The organism is Lutimaribacter marinistellae, assembly GCF_042648365.1.
Taxonomy (GTDB): Bacteria; Pseudomonadota; Alphaproteobacteria; order Rhodobacterales; family Rhodobacteraceae; genus Lutimaribacter_A; species Lutimaribacter_A marinistellae.
The window spans coordinates 497,962-520,169 of the sequence record NZ_JBHRXI010000004.1 but is presented as its reverse complement, the minus strand read 5'-3'; the positions used below and the strand labels follow the sequence as shown (position 1 = coordinate 520,169).

Here is a 22,208-nt window from a genome sequence, read left to right as displayed (position 1 = left end):
CATGGCGGACGCGGACCCGAACCGGATCGGGTTGTGGGACGCGTATCGCCTGCGCTGGAAACGCCGCCGACTGCTTTGGCGCAGTTTTCGCAGCCGCCACGCGCTGACGCCCCTGGCCGACCGGACCGGGAAGATCGCGCAGAATGACATCCTGGCCTTCACCCCCCTGCGGAACGAAGCGGCGCGCCTGCCCTGGTTTCTTGAGCACTACCGTCAGCTCGGCGTGAATCATTTCCTGATCGTGGACAATGGCAGCGACGACGGCACGGTCGAGATGCTGCGGGACGAGCCGGACGTATCGCTGTGGCAAACCCGTGCCAGTTACCGCGACGCCCGGTTTGCGCTGGATTGGCTGACATGGTTGCAGATGCGGTTTGGGCACGGACACTGGACGCTGATGGTCGATGCCGACGAGTTGCTGGTCTATTCCGAGCATGAAAGCCATGGATTGCATGATCTGACCCGGCGGCTTGACGCGCGCGGGCAGCAGGCGTTCGGCGCGCTCATGCTGGAACTGTATCCCAAGGGGCCATTGGGCACCCAGGACTATGCTGCCGGGACCGATCCGGTCGAGGTGATTGACTGGTTCGACCCCGGCCCCTACCGGGCCATCAGGCAATATCCGATGGGCAATCTCTGGGTTCAGGGGGGCGCGCGGGAACGGGTTTTCTTTGCTGACGAGCCGCGCCGGTCACCGACTCTGAACAAGATCCCGCTGGTCCGTTGGCATCGTCGCTATGCATATGTGAATTCATGCCATTCCGCCCTGCCGCGCAGGCTGAACGAATTCTATGACGGACCCGGCGGTAGCTGCCCGTCAGGCGTGTTGTTGCACACCAAATTCCTTCCCGAAGTGGTCGAAAAATCGAGTGTCGAGAAAAGCCGCGCGCAACATTTCCATACCCCGGCTTTGTTCGATCACTACTATGACCGGATCGGCGATGCGCCCGACCTGTGGTATCCCGGCTCTGTCCGGTACGAGGGATGGCGGCAACTGGCCGATCTGGGCCTCATGACATCGGTGGAGTGGTAACAGCCCACGGAAAAGGGTAACCCTTTCTACATGCATTGTTTCATAAAGATAAAAAGTAACTTATAGGTTTGTGGCCGGACGCGTGTTCGAGGGGGTTGAGCGCGTATCCGAACGAGGGTGAGCATTCGTGAGCTTGTGGGATTCCTATCGCATGAGAATACGGCGCAAGCGCCGCATCGTGCGTTGTCTGCGCAAGTCTCGCGAATTGACCCAGGTTCAGAACAACACAGCCCGCATCCGGCCCGGTGACGTTCTGCTTGTCAGTACCTTTCGAAACGAACAGATCCGGCTGCCCTGGTTCCTGCGTTACTATCGCGATCTGGGGGTGGATCATTTCCTGTTCGTGGACAATGACAGCACGGACGGCACGCTGCGCTATCTCGAAGGGATGGAGGACGTGTCTGTCTGGCATACGAAAGCCAGTTACAAGCGCGCGACCTATGGCGTCGATTGGATGAACTATCTCAAGCGCAGCTATGCGCATGGGCATTGGACACTGGTGGTCGATCCCGACGAGTTCTTCATCTACCCGTTCTGCGATACCCGCCCCATCCAGGCGCTGACCGACTGGCTGGACAATTCCTCGATCCGCAGCTTCTCGGCCATGCTGATCGACGTCTATCCAAAGGGCCGAATCGACGAGCAGCCCTATCGCGCCGGGCAGGACCCGCTGGAGATCGCGAACTGGTTCGACAGCGGAAATTATTCGATCAAGAAGAACCCGACATACGGAAACCTTTGGATTCAGGGTGGACCGCGCAGCCGCATATTCTTTGCCGACAGGCCCAAGAAGGCGCCAGCCCTGAACAAGGTACCGTTGGTGAAGTGGAACAAGCGGTATTGCTATGTCAGTTCAACCCACGCCCTGCTGCCCCGCGGTTTGAACCAGGTCTACGAGGAGTGGGGCGGCGAAAAGGCCAGTGGCGCGCTGTTGCACACCAAGTTCCTCGACACGTTCACTGCAAAGGCCGAAGAGGAGCTGTCACGGCGCGAGCATTACTCGGGATCGGCCGAATACATCGCCTATGCCGAAAAGCTGCGCGAACAGCCCGAGCTGTGGTGCAAGTGGTCCGAGAAATACATCAATTGGCGCCAGCTTGAGATCCTGGGCCTCATGTCCAAAGGGAATTGGGCATGAGCACGGTCGGTATCGTCATGCTAGTGCATAACGCACTTGACCGGGCCGAGCAGGTCGCGCGGCACTGGACGGCTTCGGGCTGCCCGGTGGTGATCCATGTCGACCGCAACGTACCGCGCCGAACCTATGCCGCGTTCGAAAAGGCCTGCGCCGACAACCCACTGATCCTGTTTTGCGAACGTCACCGATGCGAGTGGGGCTCTTGGGGAATCGTCGCAGCCTCGCAATCGGCCTCGGAGCTGATGTTGGCGCAATTCCCGGATGTGCGGCATGTCTACCTCGCGTCGGGCTCCTGCCTGCCTTTGCGGCCCGTTCAGGAATTGATCGATTACCTAGCTGCGCGGCCGCATACCGACTTCATCGAAAGCGCGACCACCGCCGATGTGCCCTGGACGGTCGGGGGGTTGGAATCCGAACGGTTTACCCTGCGGTTTCCGTTTTCGTGGAAAAAGCGCCGCTGGCTGTTCGACCGCTATGTCGATCTGCAGCGCCGCTTGCGGTTCAAGCGCAAGATCCCGGCCGGGCTGGTGCCGCATATGGGCAGCCAATGGTGGTGCCTGACGCGGAGGACGCTGTCGGCGATCCTCGAAGATCCGGAACGCGCTACCTATGACCAGTATTTCCGCTATGTCTGGATTCCTGACGAAAGCTATTACCAGACGTTGGCCCGGCTTTATTCCAGCAACATCGAAAGCCGCTCACTGACGTTGAGCAAGTTCGATTTCCAAGGAAAGCCGCACATCTTTTATGACGACCACCTGCAATTGCTGCGGCGGTCGGACTGTTTCGTCGCGCGCAAGATATGGCCCCACGCCCACAGGCTGTACGAGGCGTTCCTGACCGATCAAGCGGGTGCGATGAACCGGACCGAGCCCAACCCCGGCAAGATCGACCGCATCTTTGCCAAGGCTGTCGAGCGTCGGACACGCGGGCGCGACGGGCTTTACATGCAGAGCCGCTTTCCCCGCCACGGCAACGAAAACGGGCTGACCTCGAACCCCTATTCGGTTTTCGAGGGGTTTTCGGAGCTGTTCGAGGATTTCGAGACCTGGCTGGGCCGGGCCACAGACAGTCGCGTCCACGGGCATCTCTTCGCCCCCGACCGCGCGCATTTCGCGGGTGGAGAAACGATGATCCAAGGGGCGTTAAGCGACAACGCGATGCTGCGTGACTACAATCCCACAGCGTTCCTGACCAACCTCGTCTGGAACACGCGCGGCGAGCGGCAGTGTTTCCAATTCGGCCCGGCAGACAACCAGAAAATCAGCTGGCTGATGGCGCGCGACCCGAACGCGCAGGTTTCGGTCATCACCGGGGCATGGGCTGTTCCCCTGTTCCGGTCGAACCGCAACTTTGCCGAGTTGCGCAAGGAGGCAGCCAAGCTGCAGAAAATCGAAAGCGAACACCTCGAGGTGCTGCGGTCCGTCTGGACGAAGGCGCGTGTGCGCATCTGGACCATGGCTGAATTCGTCGAGGCCCCGATGGAACCCATTCAGACCATCGTGGACGAGATTGGCCCGGCCAATCCCCGCCGCCTGTCGGAAGCGCCCAAGATGGTGGACCTGACGGGTTTCGGGCAGTTCCTGCAGAATCTCAAGAACCAGGGGATGCATCCATACCTCATGGGGGACTTCCCCGTTGGGCAGGAACCGTCCACAGTGCCCAAGCAGAACCGCAAACCCTATCTGGTACGATAAATCCGCATGACCGCCGCTTTCGACTATTTCATCGTGTTCGCCGAAATGCGGACAGGGTCCAATTTCCTTGAAACCAACCTGAACGCGATGGATGGCGTTACCTGCTTTGGCGAGGCTTTCAACCCGCATTTCATCGGTTATCCCAACCGGACCGAAATCCTGGATATCAGCCAGGAACGGCGCGACAGCGATCCGCACTGCCTGATCGACGCGATCCGCGATACCGCGGGGCTGGGCGGATTCCGCTATTTCCACGATCACGACTCCCGCGTTCTGGATATCGCGATGGAGGATCGGCGCTGCGCCAAGATCATCCTGACGCGCAATCCGCTGGACAGTTACGTGTCATGGAAGATCGCGCAGGAAACCGGGCAGTGGAAGCTGACCAATATCAAGCGCCGGCGCGAGGCGCAGGCCCGGTTCGAACCCGAAGAATTCGCCCGCCATGTCGAGGCGTTGCAGGATTTCCAGGTCTACCTGCTGAATACGCTGCAAAGATCGGGGCAGACACCCTTCTATGTTGCATACGAGGATCTTCAGAGCGTGGAGATCATGAACGGGTTGGCGCAATGGATGGGGGTCGGGGCGCGCTTGGAAAAGCTGGATCAGAGCCTGAAACGACAGAACCCGAGCCCGGTGACGTCAAAGGTGGTCAACGCGAACGAAATGATCGAAGCTTTGGGCGGGCTGGACCGGTTTAACCTGACCCGGACCCCGAATTTCGAGCCGCGGCGCGGACCCGCGGTGCCGAGTTATGTATTGGGCACGGCGACGCCGCTCATGTACCTGCCGGTGCGGGGCGGACCTGAGCGGGAGGTGCGCAACTGGATGGCCGCGCTGGATGGCGTGCCAGAGCCGACCCTGATTACCGGGATGAACCAGAAACAGGCGCGCCAGTGGATGCGGGGCAATACGGGGCATCGCCGCTTTACCGTGCTGCGTCACCCCCTTGCACGCGCGCATGCCACGTTTTGCGAACGGATCCTGACCAAGGAGAAGGGGGCGTTTCTACAGATTCGGAACACGTTGAGGCGCCAGTTCAAACTCCCGATTCCCGAGGGCGAACCCGACGCGCGTTACAGCCTGTCGGAGCATCGCGCGGCCTTTGTGGCGTTTCTGGAATTCGTGCGGATGAACCTTGCGGGCCAGACGCCGATCAGGGTGGATGGGCATTGGTGCACCCAGGCGCAGGCAGTTTCGAACTTTTCAGATTTTGCGTTGCCCGACCACGTCTATCGCGAAGACGAGTTGCCGGACGCCCTGCCGGCCCTTGCGACGCTGTATGGACACCCGGAACCACCGGTTCCGGGGTCGGCCGCACTCGACCGGCCATACACTCTGGCCCATATCTATGATGCCGAACTCGAGGCGCTTGCCGCCGATGTTTACCAGCGGGACTATGTCACCTTTGGTTTCGGGCCCTGGCGCAAGGGCTGAACCTCATCAGGCGCGTAGGGTGACCGGTGTTCCGGTAAGGACCATGGCGTAGATCTCTTCGATCTCGCGGTTCCTGACGGCAACGCAGCCTGCGGTCCAATCCTTGACCTTGCGCGCGCGCTTGCGGTCATCGCGGTCGTTGGGTTCCCCATGAATGAAGATATCGCCCCCGGGGTTACGCCCTGCGGCCTGGGCCAGCGCCCTGTCCTGCGCGTTGGGATAGTTGATTCCCACCGACAGGTGAAAGCTGCTGTTGGGATTACGGCGGTCGATGAGGTACGTACCCTCGGGCGTTCTGCCGTCGCCCTTTGTCGTCTTGTGGCCATAGGGTGCAAAGCCCAGGTCGACGTTATACTCCTTCAATACCTCGGTATTGTGCAGAAGGTACATCCGCCGCGCGCCCTTGTTGACAACGACAGAGGTGACCGGGGGTCCGTTGTAGGTCCGGAATTTGCTCGAACAAGCGGAGAGGCCCAGCATGGCCATTCCGCCAAGGGCGAATGTGCGACGATCCATGGTTTCCACTGCCTTCTCGTTTCTTCTGGGCGCCTTTTACCAAGGGTCACCGGGTTCGGGAAATCACTTTTTCGCCGACTCGCGTTCGATGAGCATCTTTTCGATCGTGTCGAGACGCGACAGAACCTCGTCCCGGTAATCGTTGGTGCGTACCTCGTCCTCGGCATGATGGGCATCCTGCATCGAGTTGACGATAAGACCGACCAGCAGGTTCACCACCGCGAAGGTGGTGATCATGATGAAAGGAACGAAGAACACCCAAGCATAGGGATAGACCTCCATCACGGGGCGGACGATACCCATCGACCAGGATTCGAGCGTCATGATCTGGAAGAGGGAATAGAAGCTGAGGCCAAGATTTCCGAACCAGTCCGGGAAACTGTCCGAGAACAGCTTGGTCGAGATCACAGCGCCGATGTAGAAGATGATCGCCATCAGCAGGAACACGCTGCCCATACCCGGCAGCGCGGTGATGAACCCCTCGACCACCCGCCGCAGCCTGGGCGCGACCGAGATGACGCGGAGAACCCGCAGGATACGCAGCGCCCGCAGGACGGACAGACCGCCGGTCGACGGAATCAGGGCGATCCCGACAACGGTGAAGTCGAAGAGGTTCCATCCGTCGCGGAAGAAGCGCCCGCCCTGCGCCACCAGTTTCAACGCGATCTCGATAATGAAAATGGCAAGGCAGAGCTTATCGAGGAACAGGATCACCTGGCCATATCGGGCCATGAGCTCATCCGATGTCTCCATCCCCAGCAGGATGGCGTTGGCGACGATCACGGCCGTGATGAACTGACCGAACGCGGGGCGCGCGATGAATCGCGTCAGCGTCTGCCTCATGATGTTTCCCTTTCCGTGCTACTCGGCGCCGATATGGTCGAGCGTGAGTTTCGCCGCAAGTTCCACATGCGGTGACCAGCGGAACTGGTCGACGACCTGCACCCATTCAAGGCGGTAACCCGCCGCCACGAGCGTCTTTGCATCGCGGGCGAAACTGACCGGGTTGCACGAAACGTAAGCGAGCGTCGGAACCTGTGCGCGGGCCAGCTCGGCCACCTGCGCCTCGGCGCCGGCGCGGGGCGGGTCGAGCACGACGGCGTGGAACCGGGCAAGTTCATCGACCATCAAGGGCCGGCGAAACAGGTCGCGGGCCTCTGTCGTCAGTTTCTTCAAGCCCTCTGCCCGGCGCCAGCCCTGATCCAGTGCCACGACCATATCTTTGGCGCCTTCGACGGCGTGTACCTCGGCCCGTTTGGCGAGAGGCAATGAAAAGGTTCCGCAGCCCGCAAACAGGTCTGCCACCCGTGCAGCGGGGCCGACGGCCTCTTGCACGGCGGCAAGAAGCGTCTGCTCTGCGTCGTGGGTGGCTTGAAGGAACGCACCCGGCGGCGGAACCACGGCGGCAGGACCAAACTGCTGGGCAGGTGGTTCGCGCATGGCGATCACCTCGCCATCCCACGCAAGACGGGCCAGGCGGTGCCGCTCCGTCGCTTGCGCCAGCGCAAGCTCGAGCGGGCCATCCAGGGATTTGCCACCGGTAACAGCCATGTCGAGCCCCGCCATCGACTGGGTCACCGTCACGGCAAGCTCACCCTTGCGGCTGCCGCCCAGCGTGGCCAGATCCTCGGCCACGGGCAGGGCCGCCATCAATTCAGGCAGAAGAAGGTGGCAATCGGGAATCTCGATTATGATGTCCGATGCCCGCGCGTGGAAACCCACAAGCGCGCCTTTTTTCGTGCGACGCACGGCAAGGGTTGCACGGCGCCGTGAGCGGGATGGAGAGGTATGGATCGGGCGCAGCTCTGCCTCGATATCCTGTGCGGCGAGCGCGGTGCGTACGACATCCTGCTTCCACGCTGCCACGAAATCGTCAGAGGCGTGCTGCAACTGGCAGCCACCGCAGGATTTGTAATGCCGGCAGGGCGGGCTGACCCGATCACCCGAGGGATCGACGATGCGGATCTCGGTCAACCGGTCTCCGACCTGCGTGCCGGTTACCGTTTCGCCCGGCAAAGTACGCGGCGCGAAAACCGGGCCGTCGGCAATGCCATCGCCCTGATGGCCCAGTCTGCGAATATGAAAGCTGGTGGTCATGTGGCGGTGATACCGAGGTCGGAGGCAGGGAAAAAGCCCCTATTCCGCGGCCTCGGCCCCGATGAATCCACCCGACTGTCGTCGCCAGAATTGCGCGTAAAGACCATCCATGGCCAACAGGTCATCATGTGTACCGCTTTCGACGATACGGCCCGCGTCCATCACGATGATGCGGTCCATCTCGGACAGGGTGGAAAGCCGATGGGCGATGGCCAGCACGGTCTTGCCCTCCATCACGCGGTGCAGCGCCATCTGGATAGAAGCCTCGACCTCGGAGTCGAGCGCCGAGGTCGCTTCGTCGAGGACAAGGATCGGCGCGTCCTTTAGTATCGCACGGGCCAGAGCGATGCGTTGACGCTGACCGCCTGAGAGTTTCACGCCGCGCTCGCCCAGATGAGCCTCGTAGCCCTTGCGGCCTCGGGCGTCGGCCAGTTGCGTGATGAACTCGTGCGCCTCGGCTTTTTCGGCGGCGGCAATCACCTGTTGCCGCGTGGCATCGGGTCGCCCGTACAGGATGTTGTCCATTGCCGAGCGATTGAACATCGCCGTTTCCTGCGTGACCATGCTGATCTGGCGGCGCAGACTGTCCTGCGAAGCGTGGGAAATGTCCTGCCCATCAATCATAACACGGCCGGATTCAGGTTCGTAGAGCCTGAGCAGAAGCGACACTAGCGTGGATTTGCCTGCACCCGACGCACCGACGATGCCCAGTTTTTCCCCGGGACGAACTGTCAGCGCGATACCGTCCACCCCACCGACGTCACGCCCGTAGGCAAAGCCGACATCATCGAACACGATTTGGCCCTGCGGAACCTCGAGGTCGTCGGCATCCGGCGCGTCATCCATCCGGCGGCGGACGGCAAGTGTCTTCATGCCATTTTCGACCTCGCCCACGTTGGAGTAGATTGCCATCAACGTGAAGCTCACCCATCCGGTCATCTGCGCGATGCGGATCGAAATCGCACCGGCGGCAACGATGTCACCCGTGCTTGCCGCTCCACGCTGCCAAAGCCACAGTGTCATGCCCAGCAGGATGACAGGCAGAACGCCAGCCAAGGCCATCAGGAACAGCCTGAAGGAGGCGGAGAGAGCGCCGAACTCCAGCGACCGGTTGCGCAGATCGCCCATCGCGACCCGGGCGGCATCATCCTCATGGCTGGCATGGGCAAAGAGCTTGACGGTCTTGATGTTGGTGATCGTGTCGACGATCTGCCCCGTGACCATGGCACGCGCCCCGGCCCGTGCGGCCGAGCGTTGGCGGATCCGCGGCAGATACCAGCGGATGAGGCCAAAATAGACGCCAAGCCATAGCACGAAGGGTAGAACCACCAAGGGATGGATCGCGCCAAGCAGAGCCAGAGCTCCGATAAGGGAGGCAAGGGAGAAGACGATTGCGCTGATGACTTCGGACACGACCATGGCCATCGCGTTGGCGGTCTGCATCTGTTTCTGCGCAATCCGCCCTGCGAAATCGTCGTCAAAGAACGTGACCGACTGGCCCAGCGTCCAGCGGTTGAGCTTGGACAGGACCAGCGGCGTGATGTTCGGCATCACGATGTAATTGTTCGACAGGGACGACAGCCCGAAAAGCGCGGGCCGCAGAAGCATGAAGAACAGGACCGCTCCGATGACCATCGCCATGTTGGAAGCGTCAAAAAAAGCGTCGGGCCCGCTGGTGACGGCGGTATCAATTACACGGCCCAGGATCCACGCGGTGCCGGCCTCCATCGCGCCTGCCGTTGCCGAGAAAAAAGCGGCCACGAAGAGCATCGGCCACGCACCGGAGAGACACCAGCGAATGAAGGCGCCCAGCGTCTGCGGTGGCGGGGCGTCCGCAGGGCGGAACGGATCGATCAGGTCGGCGAGCCTCATTCCGCGGCCTCGGGGTTGAGGAACCCGCCCGACTGGCGCGCCCAGAACTGGGCATAAAGCCCGCCCTGTGCCAGCAGGTCCGCATGGCTGCCCTGCTCGACGATCCGGCCGGCATCCAGGACCAGAATGCGATCCATCTGGGCGATGGTCGACAGGCGGTGGGCGATCGCGATCACGGTCTTGCCCTCCATCATGCCGTAAAGCGTGCTCTGGATCGCGGCTTCGACTTCGGAATCCAGCGCGGATGTCGCCTCGTCCAACAACAGGATCGGCGCATCCTTGAGAATGACACGGGCAAGAGTGACCCGCTGACGCTGCCCACCAGAAAGCTTGACCCCACGCTCGCCCACGTGGGCGTCATAGCCGGTGCGGCCTTGCGGATCTTCGAGATCGAGGATGAATTCGTGCGCCTCGGCCTGTTTGGCGGCGGCGATCACTTCGTCCTCGGTCGCGTCCGGACGGCCATAGAGGATATTTTCACGCACCGAGCGGTGAAGCAGCGAACTGTCCTGCTGGACCATGCCGATATTGCGACGCAGGCTATCTTGGGTGACGCGGCGGATGTCGTGTCCGTCGATCTCGATCACGCCCTTTTCAGCATCGTAGAAGCGCAGGAGAAGCTTGACCAAGGTCGATTTCCCCGCGCCCGAGCGCCCGATCAGGCCGATCTTTTCGCCCGGCGCGATGGTCAGGTCGATACTGTCGAGCCCGCCCGCCTCGCGCCCGTAATGGTGCGACAGGTTCCTGATGTCGATCCGGCCATCCGTCAGCTGCAACTCGGTCGCGTCGCGGTCATCTGCCAGTTCGATGGGCTGGGCAATCGTCTGCATGCCCTCGGCGACGACGCCAAGCTGGCGAAAGAAGCTGGTCAGCGCCCACATGATCCAGCCGGTCATCGCGTTGAGGCGCAATGTCAGCGCCGTCGCCGCAGCCACGACACCCACCGAAGCCTGCCCCTGCATCCAGAGCGCGATGGCCCAGCCGACAACGCCCACGATCAGGACACCGTTCAGCGTGACCAGCACGGCGTCCATGATGGTGAAGATGCGCATTTCGACCTGGAAGGTGCGGCGCGTTTCCTCGATCGCCTCTTTCGCGTAGTCGAGTTCGCGCGCGTGATGGGCGAACATTTTGACCGAGTGAATGTTGGTGTAGCTGTCCACCACGCGCCCTGTGACGGTAGAGCGTGCATCAGACGCGGCCTGCGACGCCGGGCCGACGCGCGCCACGGTCCACCGCACCAAAAAGGCGTAAAGGACGAACCAGATCAGCAGCGGGATCAGCAGCCGGGCATCCGCCGCTGTCAGCAGGATCGCTGCCCCCACGAGATAGGCGAGCGAAAACGAGATCGCGTCGAATACCTGGAAGATCACCTCGCCCGCTGCGGGCGGGGTCTGCATGATCCGGTTGGCGATCCGGCCGGCAAAATCGTTTTCGAACCAGCCCACCGATTGACGCAGCACATGCTTGTGCGACCGCCAGCGGTACAGCGTTCCATAGTTCGGCAGGATCGCGTTGTTGAGAAGCAAAACGTCGAGCACGTGCAGCGCCGGGCGAAGCAGCAGCACGAAGGCTGCCATCAGGACCAGTTCGGTCCCGTAGGCATCCCAGACCTCGGCCGGAGAGCCGGACAAAAGATCGACAACGCGGCCCATGTAGGAGATGAGCCAGATCTCGACGCCAGCAACGACGATGGACAGAAGGGCCGTCCAGAAAAAGACGCGAAAGAACGGCCGGGAGTATTCCAGCATGAAGGGCCACAACCGCGTCGGCGGGGCGTCCTTCTCTTCATAGGCGACATAAGGATCGACGAGATTTTCGAAGTACCGAAACATGATGGGTGCCCCAATCGAGCAAAAGAAAAGACATGCAAACTCAGGCGGACCAATGTGACCGCCGCGCGGGGTTCGGTCAGACTGGCCTTAGTGAAACCAGATCCCGCGATACATTCGCATCACTCCCATTCATGTAACCTGTTCAGGACTATCTTAAAGGTGTAGCGGTGTCACCTGTTTTGTCCCAAATTGCTACTTGGCCTGCGCAAGCAGTTCCTGCCGGTCAGCGGTAAAGCCCGACTCGATCCACAATCGTTCAAGCCTTGCAAGCTCGGCGCCAAGCTCCGGCCCCTTGAGGCGTGGCATCAGATCACGCGCGGAGACAGGGAATTCCGCCGAATTTCCCTTTGTCAGAGCCTGATTCCACTTGGACTGCCAGGCATTCTCAAACAGCGCGCATCGCAAGAGGAGGGCATCGCGCCCGTGATCGAGGCCAAGACGATACCCCAGTTCCGCAGCACCGGCCGCGCCCTGCGCAGCCTCGCGCATATGTTCGACGGTGCGCTGTTGCGCCTTGCTGAGCCGAAGGCCCGGCGCAAGCCCGTCACCCAAGGCAGCCAGACGCCGCAGCGGCCCGGGCGCTGCCCCGGCCATCTGTTCAAGATGGACCAGTGGCGCCAGCGCCGTATCGTCTGCCCCCGGCAAAAGATGCACCAGAACGCCCGTGGCGCGCATTGCTGCCACCGACGGCGCAGGATCCGTCGCGCCGAGCAGCTTGAGCATTTCGTGCCCTACCCTTTCGCGCGACAGCAGATCGAGACCGTCAAGATCTGCCGAGATCGCGGCCAGCGCATCGGGATCGAACCCGGCCGCGGCATCGCCATACCAGGCGTGGAACCGGAAATAACGCAGCGACCGCAAGTAGTCTTCTCGGATGCGGGCCTGCGCATCGCCGATGAACCTCACCCTCCTTGCACGGAGGTCGGGCATACCGCCGAGCGGGTCGAGGACCTCGCCATCCGGTCGCGCATAAAGCGCATTCATCGTGAAATCGCGGCGCGCAGCGTCCTCCTCGATCCGGGTGGAAAACGCGATCACCGCACGGCGCCCGTCGGTTTCGATGTCGCGCCGAAAGGTCGTGACCTCATGCGGTATACCGTCCTGAACCAGCGTGACCGTGCCATGATCGATTCCCGTGGGAACGGCCTTGATACCGGCTGCTTCGGCCAGTCGCATCACATGGTCAGGTCGCGCGTCCGTGGTAATGTCGATGTCCGAGACGGCCACGCCGAGAAGGGCATTGCGAACACATCCACCGACGAAAAGCGCCTGCGCCCCTGCATCCGTCAGGACGCGGCAAACTGCCTGCGTGGCGGGGTGGTGCAGCCAATCGTCGGTGATACGGGTCATTCGGTCATCCGCGCCGCCAATCCCCGCAGCATCCGCGCCGTCGCGCCCCAGATATAATATGGACCGAACGGCGCGGTGTAGTAGTAGCGGCGTTGTCCGCGCCATCTGCGCGATTGCACCGAATAGCGGTCAGGGTCGAGAACATGGGCGAGCGGGACTGAAAACACCTCCTCGACCTCGCCGGGTTCAGGCATGACGCTAAAGTTCTCACGCAGGACCGCGACAACCGGCGTCACCATGAAAGAGGTGACCGTTTCATGTGCGGGCAGCAGGCCCACGACCTCGGGCAGGTCGCGAGGTAGGCCGATTTCCTCGTATGCTTCGCGCAAGGCTGCTTCGGTGACGTTGGCATCGCCCTCGTCCTGCTTGCCGCCTGGAAAAGCGATTTGACCGGGGTGATGTTTGAGCGCCGAAGACCGCTTGGTCAGGATCAGCCGAGGCTCTTCTTCGACCAGCGAAATGGGAACGAGGACACCGGCGGGCCGCAGCTTGCGGTTCGGCGGCAGAACCGCCTCGGGGTTCAGGTCGAAATCACTCGACCCCGGCCCCGGACGGTTCAACGCCGCCGATAACCTGTCTGCCCAGTCAGACACTGTCACCCTGATCCGCTTCGAAGCCGACCGTTTCAGGGTCGAGCACGTAATGAGCGCCGCAGAACTGACAGTCGGCGGTGACCGTTCCCTCTTGCGTCGTCATCTTTTCGATGTCGCGCGCGGAATAGATCGACAGGCTCTGGCGAACGCGATCCTCGGAGCAGGTGCATCCGAAGCGCACCGGCTGCGAGTCGTACACGCGCGGTTGTTCCTCGTGAAACAACCGGACGAGCAGGTCGGTCGGCGGAACCATTGGCCCGATCAGTTCAAGATCGTCCACCGTGTCGAGCAGCACGTTGACGCGGTTCCAGTTCTCGCCCTCTTCGCCATCGACGAGGTCATCCGCGGTCAGGATGCTGCCTTCGCCCTCGGCATTGGCCACAAAGGGCGAAGCCTTTGGCATGTGCTGCAGCATCACGCCGCCCGCGCGCCAATGCTCACCCACGCCCGGCTCGGTCGACTTGCCGAAGCTCAGCGCGAAACGGGTTGGCAATTGTTCCGACTGCGCGAAATAGGCCTCAGCGCATTTGCTGAGCGACCCACCGTCGAGCGGGGTGATGCCCTGATACGGCGTCGTGCCTTTGCCCTGGTCGATCAGGATGGCGAAATACCCCTCTCCGATCTGGTCGAAGGGAGTGCCGGCACCGATCCGGTCCGCATCGAAGCTGGCATAGGCCCGGATCCGCGCCGGCTCACCTTCGGCCTTGGGCGCGAAGTAGTCGGTTGCGATCATCCGCACCGGTCCCTTGGACTGAACCTGCAACGACAGCTTCCACCGCAACGAGATCGTCTGACCGATCAGCGCGGTGAGAAGGGCCATCTCGGCGACCAGAGCCTCGACCTGCGGGGGATAGTCGTGCTGTTTCAGGATGCCATCAAGGACACCGTCAAGACGCGCCACGCGTCCCCGCATGTCGGAGACATCGAGTTGGAAGGGCAGGACGGTATCGTCCCACGCGATTTTTGATCCGAAAGACATGGGGTTTCCTTCAACGCCACGGGTTGGCATACCGCGTCCATATAATACGGACAAGCTGGGTTGAAAGGGGGTCAGATGATCCGTCGTTTCGGCGACCGTCCCCGGGCGGATCTGCGATACAGGCTGCGCGCAGGGGCATATGCCCTGCTTCCGCGTGACGGAAAGCTTCTACTGACCTGCCAGATGTCGCCCGATCCAGACCTTCAACTGCCGGGCGGCGGGATCGACCCGGATGAATCGGCAGTGGTGGCCCTGCACCGCGAAGTTTACGAGGAAACTGGCTGGCGGATTGCCTCTCCGCGGCGGCTTGGCGCGTTCCGGCGTTTTGTCTATATGCCGGAATACGACCTGTGGGCAGAGAAGGTCTGCACGATCTTCATCGCGCGGCCCGTGTTTCGGTTGGGTGATCCGGTCGAAACTGATCACGAAGCGGTCTGGATGTCCCCTGACGCGGCGGTCAACCGTTTGGGAAATGCGGGCGATCGATGGTTCGCCGGGCGCTATGCCAGTTCGTTCACACCGAATTCAAAGAAAGTCGCCGAAACGTCATCTTCCATCCCGTGATCGGGTGACATGACCTGTTTCAACTGCCAGAACAGATCATCGAGAAACTCTTGCCCGCCTCTCTCGGGGTCACAGGACCTGACGAGATCCAAGAGACCCTCGGGCTCCAACATCTCTCCATCGGCGAGGCGGCATTCCGTGAACCCGTCCGAGTAAAGAAGCAAGCGGTCGCCCGGTTGCATCACCGTTTCGAACCTTGTGAACGGCACATCCGGAAGCAGCCCGATGGGCACACCCCCCTGTCCGAGGAACTCGGCCGACCCATCACGGCGCAACATCAGGGGATGAGGATGGCCCGCCTGTACCATCTTCAGGATACCGGACCGAAGATCTGCCACGGCATAAACCATGGTGAAGTATTCCTCGATCCCTGTATCGGCCAGCAAACGCGCATTCAGCGTTGCGGCGACGTCTTCGGGTGGTTTGAGCGCGAAGAAGCGGTTGAAACGCCTCTCCATCGCGAGGTTCTGGTCAAAATGCTGGCTGGAAAGGTAACTGCCCAACCGGGCGGTCATCATAGCAGAGGTGATCCCGTGCCCCGAGACATCGATGCTGTAGAACCCCAAGCGGTTCCTGTCCGGTGAAAACATTCCGACCAGGTCGCCGCCGATATGTCCGCAGGGTTTCAGCAGCAGGCTGACGCGCGAGCGGCCAAAGCTCCGTGATAACTCTGGAACCAGGGATTCTTGTATCTTTCGCGCCTGAATCAGATCCTTGTCGATCGCCTCATGCGCATGTTTCAGTTCTTCGAGCGCGCGCTCGATGAGCCGGTTCTTGGCCGAAAGTTCATGCTGCATTCCGAGTATCCGGTCACCGGCCGAGATCCTGGCGCGCAACTCGTCAGCATCGACCGGCTTGATCAGGAAATCGTCCGCCCCGGCGTCCAGCCCCTGTGCCACCTCGTTCTTGTCGCTTTTCGACGTCAGCAGGATGAAATAGCTGTACGCCCGGTTTTCCAGTGCGCGGAACGCCCGGCAAAACTCCAGCCCGCTCATCCCCGGCATTACCCAATCGCTGAGCACCAGATCCGGCGGGTCGGTGGCACAAATCTCCATCGCGGCTTCGCCGCTATCGGCTTCGGCAACTTCGAACCCCCACTTCTTGAGAGAACTTACAAGTATTCGCCTTTGCAGCCGACTATCGTCGACGACAAGGACACGTCGTATCGCCAACATTTCCTGCTTGGCCTGAGAATCGGTATCCCTGCCCTGCACTGCCGCCACTTTTCCACTCGTACTGAAGGATCCAACAGCGACGAAACTAGACACGAGGGGTTTAACACCATCTGAATCAGCAAGGGGGATTCACTCACGGCGCAGTTTAACCCGACCTTAAGCGCTGGCCAGCTATCACCAGACACAGTCAGATGGAGCCCGAGATGATGATCGACTGGTCCCGTGTTACGCAGCTTCGCGACGAGGTCGGCGCCGAGGATTTCGAGGAGGTTGTCGCGATCTTTCTCGAAGAAGTCGAAGAGGTCATTCTTCGACTGCGGAGCTGGCCTGACATGAGCCTGCTGGACAAGGATCTTCATTTTCTCAAGGGCAGCGCACTGTCGCTGGGCTTTCAGAGCTTTTCCAATATGTGTCAGGAAGGGGAAAGAACCGCTGCCGAGGGCAAGCCCGAGCATGTCGATATCGCAGAACTGGCAAATGAGTTCGAACGTTCCAAAATGGCCTTTCTGGGCGGGATCACCAAAGCCCCATGACCGTCAGATCACGAACTGGGCGAGCGTGTCGTCGTTGGTGATATCGGTATAGGTAAACCCGGCGTCGTCGAGATGGGCAAACAGGCGGACGAAATTTTCGGGCTTCGACGTTTCGATGCCAATAAGCACCGAGCCAAAATTTCGCGCCGATTTCTTCATGTATTCGAAACGGGCAATGTCATCGTCCGGACCAAGAATGTCGAGGAAATCGCGCAAGGCACCAGGTCGCTGTGGTAAACGCAGAAGAAAGTACTTCTTTACACCCGAATAACGCTGGGCGCGTTCCTTTACTTCTGGCAACCGTTCGAAATCGAAATTGCCGCCCGAAGTCACGCAGACAACACTGCGGCCGCGAATGAAGCTTTGGACATCTGCGATTGCCTCGATCGCCAGCGCGCCTGCAGGTTCCAGCACGATCCCTTCGACATTCAGCATCTCGATGATCGTCGTACAGATCCGATCTTCGGACAGGACGAACAGGTCCGACAGGGGCCGGTCGCGCAACAATGCGAACGGTCGCTCACCGATCCGTCCGACAGCGGCGCCGTCCACGAAGGTATCGACGTGGTCCAGCGTGACCGGATGGCCCGCCGCGATGGCCGCGCGCAGGCATGCCCCGCCCGACGGCTCGACAAAAAGGCAATGCGTCCGGTCACCAAACCATGTCGCGACCCCGGCAGACATGCCCCCACCACCGACGGGCAGCACCACATGATCCGGAACGCCACCGAGTTGCTCCTCGATCTCGACCGCAAGAGAAGCCTGACCTTCGATCACGTCGTCATCGTCAAAGGGCGACAGGAAATGGCCGCCTTCGCGTTCGCACCATGCCCGGGCGGCGGCCAGAGTATCGTCGAAGTAATCGCCGATGAGGTGTATCTCTATTTGATCTCCACCGAACATGCGGGTTTTCTGGATCTTTTGCTGAGGCGTCGTAACCGGCATGAAGATCACGCCGCGCACACCCATGTGCCGGCACATGAAGGCGACGCCCTGCGCGTGGTTGCCGGCGCTGGCGCAAACGAACAGGTCGCGCCCTTCCTGCTTGCGCATCGCGTTGAACGCGCCCCGGATCTTGTAGGAGCGGACCGGGCTGAGATCTTCGCGTTTCAGCCAGATATCCGCGCCGAACCGTTCGGACAGATGGACGTTTCGCTGCAGGGGTGTCGGATCGAAAACGCTGCGCATCGCAGCTTCGGCGGCGCGGGCACGGGTCTGAAAATCGCTCATGCCCGGTTCCTTGCCGCATCCATTGAGCACAGGCAAGGAATTCATGACGCTGTTCAGCTCAGGGAGCGGCCCTCGACATAAATCCCGTACAGGGTTGTGAGGATACTGGCATTCACGAGTGGCACGAAAAGGATCGAAGGAATGAGCAGCAGAAGGGGGCCGGCCATCGGTATCAGCGCAAAACCCTGAAAGAGAAACTGCAGAAAGAACTGGAACAAGGCATTCGCGACTCCGAGCACGATCAGCGTGGCAGTAGAGCCTCCGGTGGCTTTCCAAGCGCCTTCAAGTGTCAGTTCGGCGCCGATCGCTTGCGCGGGTAACGTCACGGACAAGCGGGCGAACGCAAGCATCATTGCCACAACGTAAACGATGGTCACGACGATCATGACGACAAAACCCAGATCGCCCACCAAATCACCCAGCACAAAGATCAGCATGCCGTACGGAATGAAGCCGATCACCATCGGGATGCAGAGCACGAAAACCTGTCCGATGTAGAAAGCGAGGCGGTCCGCTCGCAATGGAGGCACCCATCCCTGAGGCCGTTCCTCCAGAAGGATGAAGCGATGCCATGAAACAAGGATCCAAGCGGATATGACGATCCAAACCAGTAACAGGATCAGGACAACGCCAAAAGCCGGTGTTTGAATTACATTGGAGCCTTGACCCTGGTTCGGTGCCGTCAAGACATTCCAAACCGCTTCGAATGACCCCGTAATCCATGCCAAAAGAAAAAGGGCTGAAATCCCGAAAAGCCCGGGCAGAATAGTTATCTGAAGAGTTTCTTTGAAATTACGCAGAACCATCCCGATAGCATGGGTCAAAATTCTTATTCCAAGCAAATCGCCTACCCTTTACCAAATACAACCTCTGCATGATCGTCCGGCCCGGCTTGCCATGTCAACGCTCGCAGCTTGCTCCTGTCACCGAAACCCGCTAGGTGGCGTTCCGTCATTCTCATGAAGGAACGTCAGATGTCCGCGCCCAAGAAAGTTGTTCTGGCCTATTCCGGTGGCCTCGATACCTCGATCATCCTGAAGTGGCTGCAAACGGAGTACGGGTGCGAGGTCGTGACCTTCACCGCCGATCTTGGCCAGGGCGAGGAACTGGAACCCGCGCGCACCAAGGCCGAACTGCTGGGGATCAAGCCCGAGAACATCTATATCGAAGACGTGCGCGAAGAATTCGTGCGCGATTTCGTCTTCCCGATGTTCCGCGCCAATGCCGTCTATGAGGGTCTCTACCTTTTGGGCACATCGATCGCGCGGCCACTGATTTCGAAGCGGCTGATCGAGATCGCCGCCGAAACCGGTGCGGACGCCGTGGCGCATGGTGCGACGGGCAAGGGCAATGACCAGGTTCGTTTCGAACTCAGCGCTTATGCGTTGAACCCCGACATCAAGGTGATCGCACCGTGGCGCGAATGGGACCTGACCAGCCGGACCAAGCTGCTTGCCTTTGCCGAAGAAAACCAGATTCCGATCGCCAAGGACAAGCGCGGCGAAGCGCCGTTCTCGGTCGATGCCAATCTTTTGCACACCTCGTCCGAGGGCAAGGTGCTGGAAGACCCGGCCGAAGAAGCCCCAGATTACGTGTACCAGCGTACCGTCCACCCCGAGGACGCACCCAATGAGGCCGAATACATCGAGATCGGGTTTGAAAAAGGCGATCCGGTCAGCATCAATGGCGAGGCGATGAGCCCTGCCACCATACTGACGGCCCTTAACGAATATGGGCGCAAGCACGGCATTGGGCGGCTCGACCTTGTCGAAGGACGCTTCGTGGGAATGAAGTCGCGCGGCATTTACGAGACACCGGGCGGGACAATCCTGCTCGAAGCACATCGCGGGATCGAGTCGATCACGATGGACCGTGGTGCGATGCACCTCAAGGATCAGCTGATGCCGCAATATGCCGAACTGATCTATAACGGCTTCTGGTTCAGCCCAGAGCGCGAAATGCTTCAGGCTGCCATCGACAAAAGCCAGGAATTCGTGACCGGCACGACGCGGATCCGCCTGTACAAAGGGCTGGCATCCACCGTCGGGCGGTGGTCGGACCATTCGCTTTATTCCGAACAACATGTGACGTTCGAGGATGACGCGGGAGCATACGACCAAAAGGATGCAGCCGGTTTCATCAAGCTGAACGCGTTGCGCCTGCGGCTTCTGGCCCAGCGCGAGCGGCACAGCCACAACTGATATGGACCCCGAACTGTTCCTGTCGGCACAGGACCGCGTCTGGCCCGTGGTCCTGTCCGAACTGGAACAGGGGCGGAAGACATCGCACTGGATGTGGTTCGTCTTTCCGCAGCTCGACGCGCTTGGTCGCTCTGCAACCGCGAAACGGTTCGGCCTGAGGGGCTTGGATGATGCGGCCAGTTACCTCGCACACCCCGTTCTGCGTGAACGACTCGTCGAGGTCAGCCAACTCATGCTCCGTCACCAAGGCCTTTCAGCCCAAGACATTCTGGGCAAGGTCGACGCGATGAAGCTGCGGTCGTCGATGACGCTGTTCGCAGCAGTTCCGGGCTCGCCACGGATCTTTGCCCACGTTCTAGACCGCTTTTTCGATGGCGCGGGCTGTCCAGTGACTTTGCAAGAGATCGCCTAATCCAGCGTCTTGAGAAAACCTGGGGCGGAGTAAACCCTGCTCAGCCTCTCAGCCTCGAAATCGATATGCACGATGCGCCTTGTTTCGTTCTCGTCCCCGACGCGTCGAAACCAAAATTCGCGCGCAGCAAAGTTCCCGCGTACCATCATCCAACGAACCAATTGGCCGGTGAGGCGACGGTAGGGTGCAATTAGGTCAATTACCCATAGATCGGGTCCTGATTGCCAGTCGGCCGGTTCCAGCGGCTCGCCTTGAATCAATTTGCGAATGCTGTCCGGCCCCATATAGGCCCAGGTGATCATGGCGCGTGGCACGTCATCGAACCGAAAAACGCGAAACTGGCCAAACTCGACCGCCGGTTCCAGATAGGTCCGCAACTGGCCAACGCTCATCCGTGCATGCCTGGTGCTTCGGAAAGCCAGAAAGGTCATATCGCCGTAAATCCGAAGCTTTTCGGGTGAAGGCACCTCAACCTCCGGCAGGGGACGTCCCTCGCTGTCGAAAAGCTGACTCATGCGGCGCTCTTGCGTCTGATGGCTCCGCTGAGCAATTTGCCCTCCCAAGTACGCAACGTGACAGCGGCCGTGTCGCCGTAGCTGTCTGCATGTTCCAGCTCGGGAAACAGGCTTAGCAATTCCTCGCGGGCGGCAGCGTCGAGCTCTCCGAGCGTATATGCGCCAGGGTGGAAGCTTTCGGTAGGTGCACCTTCGGTGAGGATGATCTGATGGGTGTCGAACAGGATGTGAAAATACTCGACCTCTTTTGCCGAATCGACACGGCGAATGGTCTTGTCGTTGACGAGGCTCTTGGCAGGCAAAAGCACACGCTCTTCTCCGAACATCAGCTGCGCACGCCAGTCTTCGAGAAACATGCGATGTTGCGGAGACACGCGGAGCGGTCGCCTTGGCACGTTCGGCCCCAGGGAACCGCGCGCAAAGCGGATCGGACGCTTGGAGGGATCCGCCGCCAATTCAGCCGCTCCGAGTTTACGAGAGCCAATCCAGCGAACCGGCTCGACATCACCATGAAGGGTCACCACCAGATCACCAACCGACAAATCCTCGACCGCTACCGGGCCATTCGTCGTCTCCACCCGGGTGCCACGGGCGACGCAGATCAGCAGGTTGATGTTGACCGTATCGGTGTCGGAATTTCCTCCGCTGGTGCCGGTGACTGTAAAGCTGACGACCTGGTCGCTGCCGGTAGCAAGGATTGCGGACCAATCGGCGGTAAAGGTGTACTCGCCGGTTGTGGAATTGGTCGATAGAGTACCCAGGGCCGGGTTGGACAATCCGGAAAAGACATAGCCGTTCGTTGCGTCCCCGATCGATCCACCACCCCCGATAAGCGGTACGACGTCGAAATCGCCACTTACGGTCGTTGCACCGGAAAGGTTGAGGTCCAGCGTAGCTTCCCAGACATCGACTCCGCCGGTAGCCTCGCCACCGACATCGCTGATATTGTATCCCATGTTGATCCTGCTCGATCACACCGCTTGAGCGGCCTTTTAACGTATACGTTGCCCGTCTGGCGGGTTGGTGCAACC

21 protein-coding genes are annotated in these 22,208 nt (G+C 60.6%); 8 read left to right on the top strand and 13 right to left on the bottom strand.

The genetic code is table 11. The annotated features are described in order from the left end of the window. Position 1: 1 nt before the first annotated feature. From ACFORG_RS07005 to ACFORG_RS06990, 4 genes are all read left to right on the top strand, one after another. Positions 2-1,033, top strand: coding sequence for a glycosyltransferase family 2 protein (locus ACFORG_RS07005; protein WP_386734672.1), 1,032 nt, complete (start codon positions 2-4; stop codon positions 1,031-1,033). A gap of 151 nt (positions 1,034-1,184) precedes the next feature. Continuing rightward, a complete protein-coding gene (locus ACFORG_RS07000; RefSeq protein WP_386734671.1) occupies positions 1,185-2,171 on the top strand; it encodes a glycosyltransferase family 2 protein in 987 nt (328 codons plus the stop codon). Beyond that, complete coding sequence (locus ACFORG_RS06995; protein ID WP_386734669.1) at positions 2,168-3,868, top strand: DUF5927 domain-containing protein; 1,701 nt, start codon at positions 2,168-2,170, stop codon at positions 3,866-3,868. The genes ACFORG_RS07000 and ACFORG_RS06995 overlap by 4 nt, the downstream gene beginning before the upstream one ends. A 6-nt stretch (positions 3,869-3,874) precedes the next feature. Beyond that, positions 3,875-5,305 (top strand): nodulation protein NodH, encoded by a 1,431-nt coding sequence (locus ACFORG_RS06990; protein ID WP_386734668.1) that lies wholly within the window; start codon positions 3,875-3,877, stop codon positions 5,303-5,305. Between the two features lie 6 nt (positions 5,306-5,311). On the opposite strand, the gene ACFORG_RS06985 is transcribed toward ACFORG_RS06990, so the two are convergent. The 8 genes from ACFORG_RS06985 to hslO all read right to left on the bottom strand — a co-directional run bounded on the left by ACFORG_RS06985 (position 5,312) and on the right by hslO (position 14,547). Then, positions 5,312-5,821, bottom strand: a complete 510-nt coding sequence (locus tag ACFORG_RS06985; protein WP_386734667.1) for a L,D-transpeptidase family protein — start codon at positions 5,819-5,821, stop codon at positions 5,312-5,314. Positions 5,822-5,884: 63 nt separating this feature from the next. Further along, complete coding sequence (locus tag ACFORG_RS06980; RefSeq protein ID WP_386734666.1) at positions 5,885-6,664, bottom strand: ion transporter; 780 nt, start codon at positions 6,662-6,664, stop codon at positions 5,885-5,887. Between the two features lie 18 nt (positions 6,665-6,682). Next, positions 6,683-7,918 (bottom strand): class I SAM-dependent RNA methyltransferase, encoded by a 1,236-nt coding sequence (locus tag ACFORG_RS06975; protein WP_386734665.1) that lies wholly within the window; start codon positions 7,916-7,918, stop codon positions 6,683-6,685. Between the two features lie 39 nt (positions 7,919-7,957). Continuing rightward, positions 7,958-9,790 (bottom strand): ABC transporter ATP-binding protein, encoded by a 1,833-nt coding sequence (locus ACFORG_RS06970; RefSeq protein ID WP_386734664.1) that lies wholly within the window; start codon positions 9,788-9,790, stop codon positions 7,958-7,960. After that, positions 9,787-11,625, bottom strand: coding sequence for an ABC transporter ATP-binding protein (locus tag ACFORG_RS06965; RefSeq protein ID WP_386734663.1), 1,839 nt, complete (start codon positions 11,623-11,625; stop codon positions 9,787-9,789). Before ACFORG_RS06965 ends, ACFORG_RS06970 begins: the two co-directional genes overlap by 4 nt. A gap of 192 nt (positions 11,626-11,817) precedes the next feature. Further along, entirely contained in the window at positions 11,818-12,975 is a 1,158-nt protein-coding gene (locus ACFORG_RS06960) for a CCA tRNA nucleotidyltransferase (protein ID WP_386734662.1), read from the bottom strand. Further along, positions 12,972-13,568, bottom strand: a complete 597-nt coding sequence (locus ACFORG_RS06955; protein WP_386734661.1) for a CoA pyrophosphatase — start codon at positions 13,566-13,568, stop codon at positions 12,972-12,974. The genes ACFORG_RS06960 and ACFORG_RS06955 overlap by 4 nt, the downstream gene beginning before the upstream one ends. Continuing rightward, complete coding sequence (hslO, locus tag ACFORG_RS06950) at positions 13,561-14,547, bottom strand: Hsp33 family molecular chaperone HslO (protein ID WP_386734660.1); 987 nt, start codon at positions 14,545-14,547, stop codon at positions 13,561-13,563. Before hslO ends, ACFORG_RS06955 begins: the two co-directional genes overlap by 8 nt. A gap of 75 nt (positions 14,548-14,622) precedes the next feature. On the opposite strand from hslO, the gene ACFORG_RS06945 reads away from it, so the two are divergent. Then, positions 14,623-15,111 carry an NUDIX hydrolase gene (locus ACFORG_RS06945; RefSeq protein ID WP_386734659.1) on the top strand — a complete coding sequence of 163 codons (489 nt, stop codon included), beginning with the start codon at positions 14,623-14,625 and terminating at the stop codon, positions 15,109-15,111. Here the strand turns inward: ACFORG_RS06945 and ACFORG_RS06940 are convergent. Further along, on the bottom strand, positions 15,048-16,283 hold the full coding sequence (locus tag ACFORG_RS06940) for a PP2C family protein-serine/threonine phosphatase (protein WP_386734658.1): 1,236 nt from the start codon (positions 16,281-16,283) through the stop codon (positions 15,048-15,050). The two genes, ACFORG_RS06945 and ACFORG_RS06940, sit on opposite strands and share 64 nt — an antisense overlap. 209 nt (positions 16,284-16,492) lie before the next feature. Here ACFORG_RS06940 and ACFORG_RS06935 point away from each other — a divergent pair, with 209 nt between their 5' ends. Continuing rightward, a complete protein-coding gene (locus ACFORG_RS06935; RefSeq protein ID WP_386734736.1) occupies positions 16,493-16,819 on the top strand; it encodes an Hpt domain-containing protein in 327 nt (108 codons plus the stop codon). A 3-nt stretch (positions 16,820-16,822) separates the two neighbouring features. Here the strand turns inward: ACFORG_RS06935 and ilvA are convergent, their stop codons facing one another. Beyond that, on the bottom strand, positions 16,823-18,049 hold the full coding sequence (gene ilvA / locus ACFORG_RS06930; RefSeq protein ID WP_386734657.1) for a threonine ammonia-lyase IlvA: 1,227 nt from the start codon (positions 18,047-18,049) through the stop codon (positions 16,823-16,825). A 53-nt stretch (positions 18,050-18,102) separates the two neighbouring features. Continuing rightward, positions 18,103-18,873, bottom strand: a complete 771-nt coding sequence (locus ACFORG_RS06925; RefSeq protein WP_386734656.1) for a hypothetical protein — start codon at positions 18,871-18,873, stop codon at positions 18,103-18,105. 150 nt (positions 18,874-19,023) lie between these two features. Here ACFORG_RS06925 and ACFORG_RS06920 point away from each other — a divergent pair, with 150 nt between their 5' ends. Beyond that, positions 19,024-20,250 carry an argininosuccinate synthase gene (locus ACFORG_RS06920; protein ID WP_386734655.1) on the top strand — a complete coding sequence of 409 codons (1,227 nt, stop codon included), beginning with the start codon at positions 19,024-19,026 and terminating at the stop codon, positions 20,248-20,250. Between the two features lies 1 nt (position 20,251). Further along, a complete protein-coding gene (locus ACFORG_RS06915) occupies positions 20,252-20,662 on the top strand; it encodes a DUF1810 domain-containing protein (RefSeq protein ID WP_386734654.1) in 411 nt (136 codons plus the stop codon). On the opposite strand, the gene ACFORG_RS06910 is transcribed toward ACFORG_RS06915, so the two are convergent. Together ACFORG_RS06910 and ACFORG_RS06905 are read right to left on the bottom strand one after the other, a co-directional pair. Then, positions 20,659-21,177 (bottom strand): toxin-activating lysine-acyltransferase, encoded by a 519-nt coding sequence (locus ACFORG_RS06910; protein WP_386734653.1) that lies wholly within the window; start codon positions 21,175-21,177, stop codon positions 20,659-20,661. The genes ACFORG_RS06915 and ACFORG_RS06910 overlap by 4 nt on opposite strands. Further along, positions 21,174-22,133, bottom strand: coding sequence for a Hint domain-containing protein (locus ACFORG_RS06905; protein WP_386734652.1), 960 nt, complete (start codon positions 22,131-22,133; stop codon positions 21,174-21,176). The genes ACFORG_RS06910 and ACFORG_RS06905 overlap by 4 nt, the downstream gene beginning before the upstream one ends. Positions 22,134-22,208: the final 75 nt, after the last annotated feature.

Bases quoted from the DNA above. Each gene is read 5' to 3' on its own strand.
- ACFORG_RS06945 (WP_386734659.1), top strand. From the start codon at position 14,623: ATGATCCGTCGTTTCGGCGACCGTCCCCGGGCGGATCTGCGATACAGG.
- ACFORG_RS06960 (WP_386734662.1), bottom strand. From the start codon at position 12,975: ATGACCCGTATCACCGACGATTGGCTGCACCACCCCGCCACGCAGGCA.
- ACFORG_RS06995 (WP_386734669.1), top strand. From the start codon at position 2,168: ATGAGCACGGTCGGTATCGTCATGCTAGTGCATAACGCACTTGACCGG.
- ACFORG_RS06905 (WP_386734652.1), bottom strand. From the start codon at position 22,133: ATGGGATACAATATCAGCGATGTCGGTGGCGAGGCTACCGGCGGAGTC.
- ACFORG_RS07000 (WP_386734671.1), top strand. From the start codon at position 1,185: ATGAGAATACGGCGCAAGCGCCGCATCGTGCGTTGTCTGCGCAAGTCT.
- ACFORG_RS06975 (WP_386734665.1), bottom strand. From the start codon at position 7,918: ATGACCACCAGCTTTCATATTCGCAGACTGGGCCATCAGGGCGATGGC.
- ACFORG_RS06990 (WP_386734668.1), top strand. From the start codon at position 3,875: ATGACCGCCGCTTTCGACTATTTCATCGTGTTCGCCGAAATGCGGACA.
- ACFORG_RS06985 (WP_386734667.1), bottom strand. From the start codon at position 5,821: ATGGATCGTCGCACATTCGCCCTTGGCGGAATGGCCATGCTGGGCCTC.
- ACFORG_RS06920 (WP_386734655.1), top strand. From the start codon at position 19,024: ATGTCCGCGCCCAAGAAAGTTGTTCTGGCCTATTCCGGTGGCCTCGAT.
- ACFORG_RS07005 (WP_386734672.1), top strand. From the start codon at position 2: ATGGCGGACGCGGACCCGAACCGGATCGGGTTGTGGGACGCGTATCGC.
- ACFORG_RS06915 (WP_386734654.1), top strand. From the start codon at position 20,252: ATGGACCCCGAACTGTTCCTGTCGGCACAGGACCGCGTCTGGCCCGTG.
- ACFORG_RS06910 (WP_386734653.1), bottom strand. From the start codon at position 21,177: ATGAGTCAGCTTTTCGACAGCGAGGGACGTCCCCTGCCGGAGGTTGAG.
- ilvA (WP_386734657.1), bottom strand. From the start codon at position 18,049: ATGAGCGATTTTCAGACCCGTGCCCGCGCCGCCGAAGCTGCGATGCGC.
- ACFORG_RS06980 (WP_386734666.1), bottom strand. From the start codon at position 6,664: ATGAGGCAGACGCTGACGCGATTCATCGCGCGCCCCGCGTTCGGTCAG.
- ACFORG_RS06965 (WP_386734663.1), bottom strand. From the start codon at position 11,625: ATGTTTCGGTACTTCGAAAATCTCGTCGATCCTTATGTCGCCTATGAA.
- ACFORG_RS06935 (WP_386734736.1), top strand. From the start codon at position 16,493: ATGATCGACTGGTCCCGTGTTACGCAGCTTCGCGACGAGGTCGGCGCC.
- ACFORG_RS06970 (WP_386734664.1), bottom strand. From the start codon at position 9,790: ATGAGGCTCGCCGACCTGATCGATCCGTTCCGCCCTGCGGACGCCCCG.
- hslO (WP_386734660.1), bottom strand. From the start codon at position 14,547: ATGTCTTTCGGATCAAAAATCGCGTGGGACGATACCGTCCTGCCCTTC.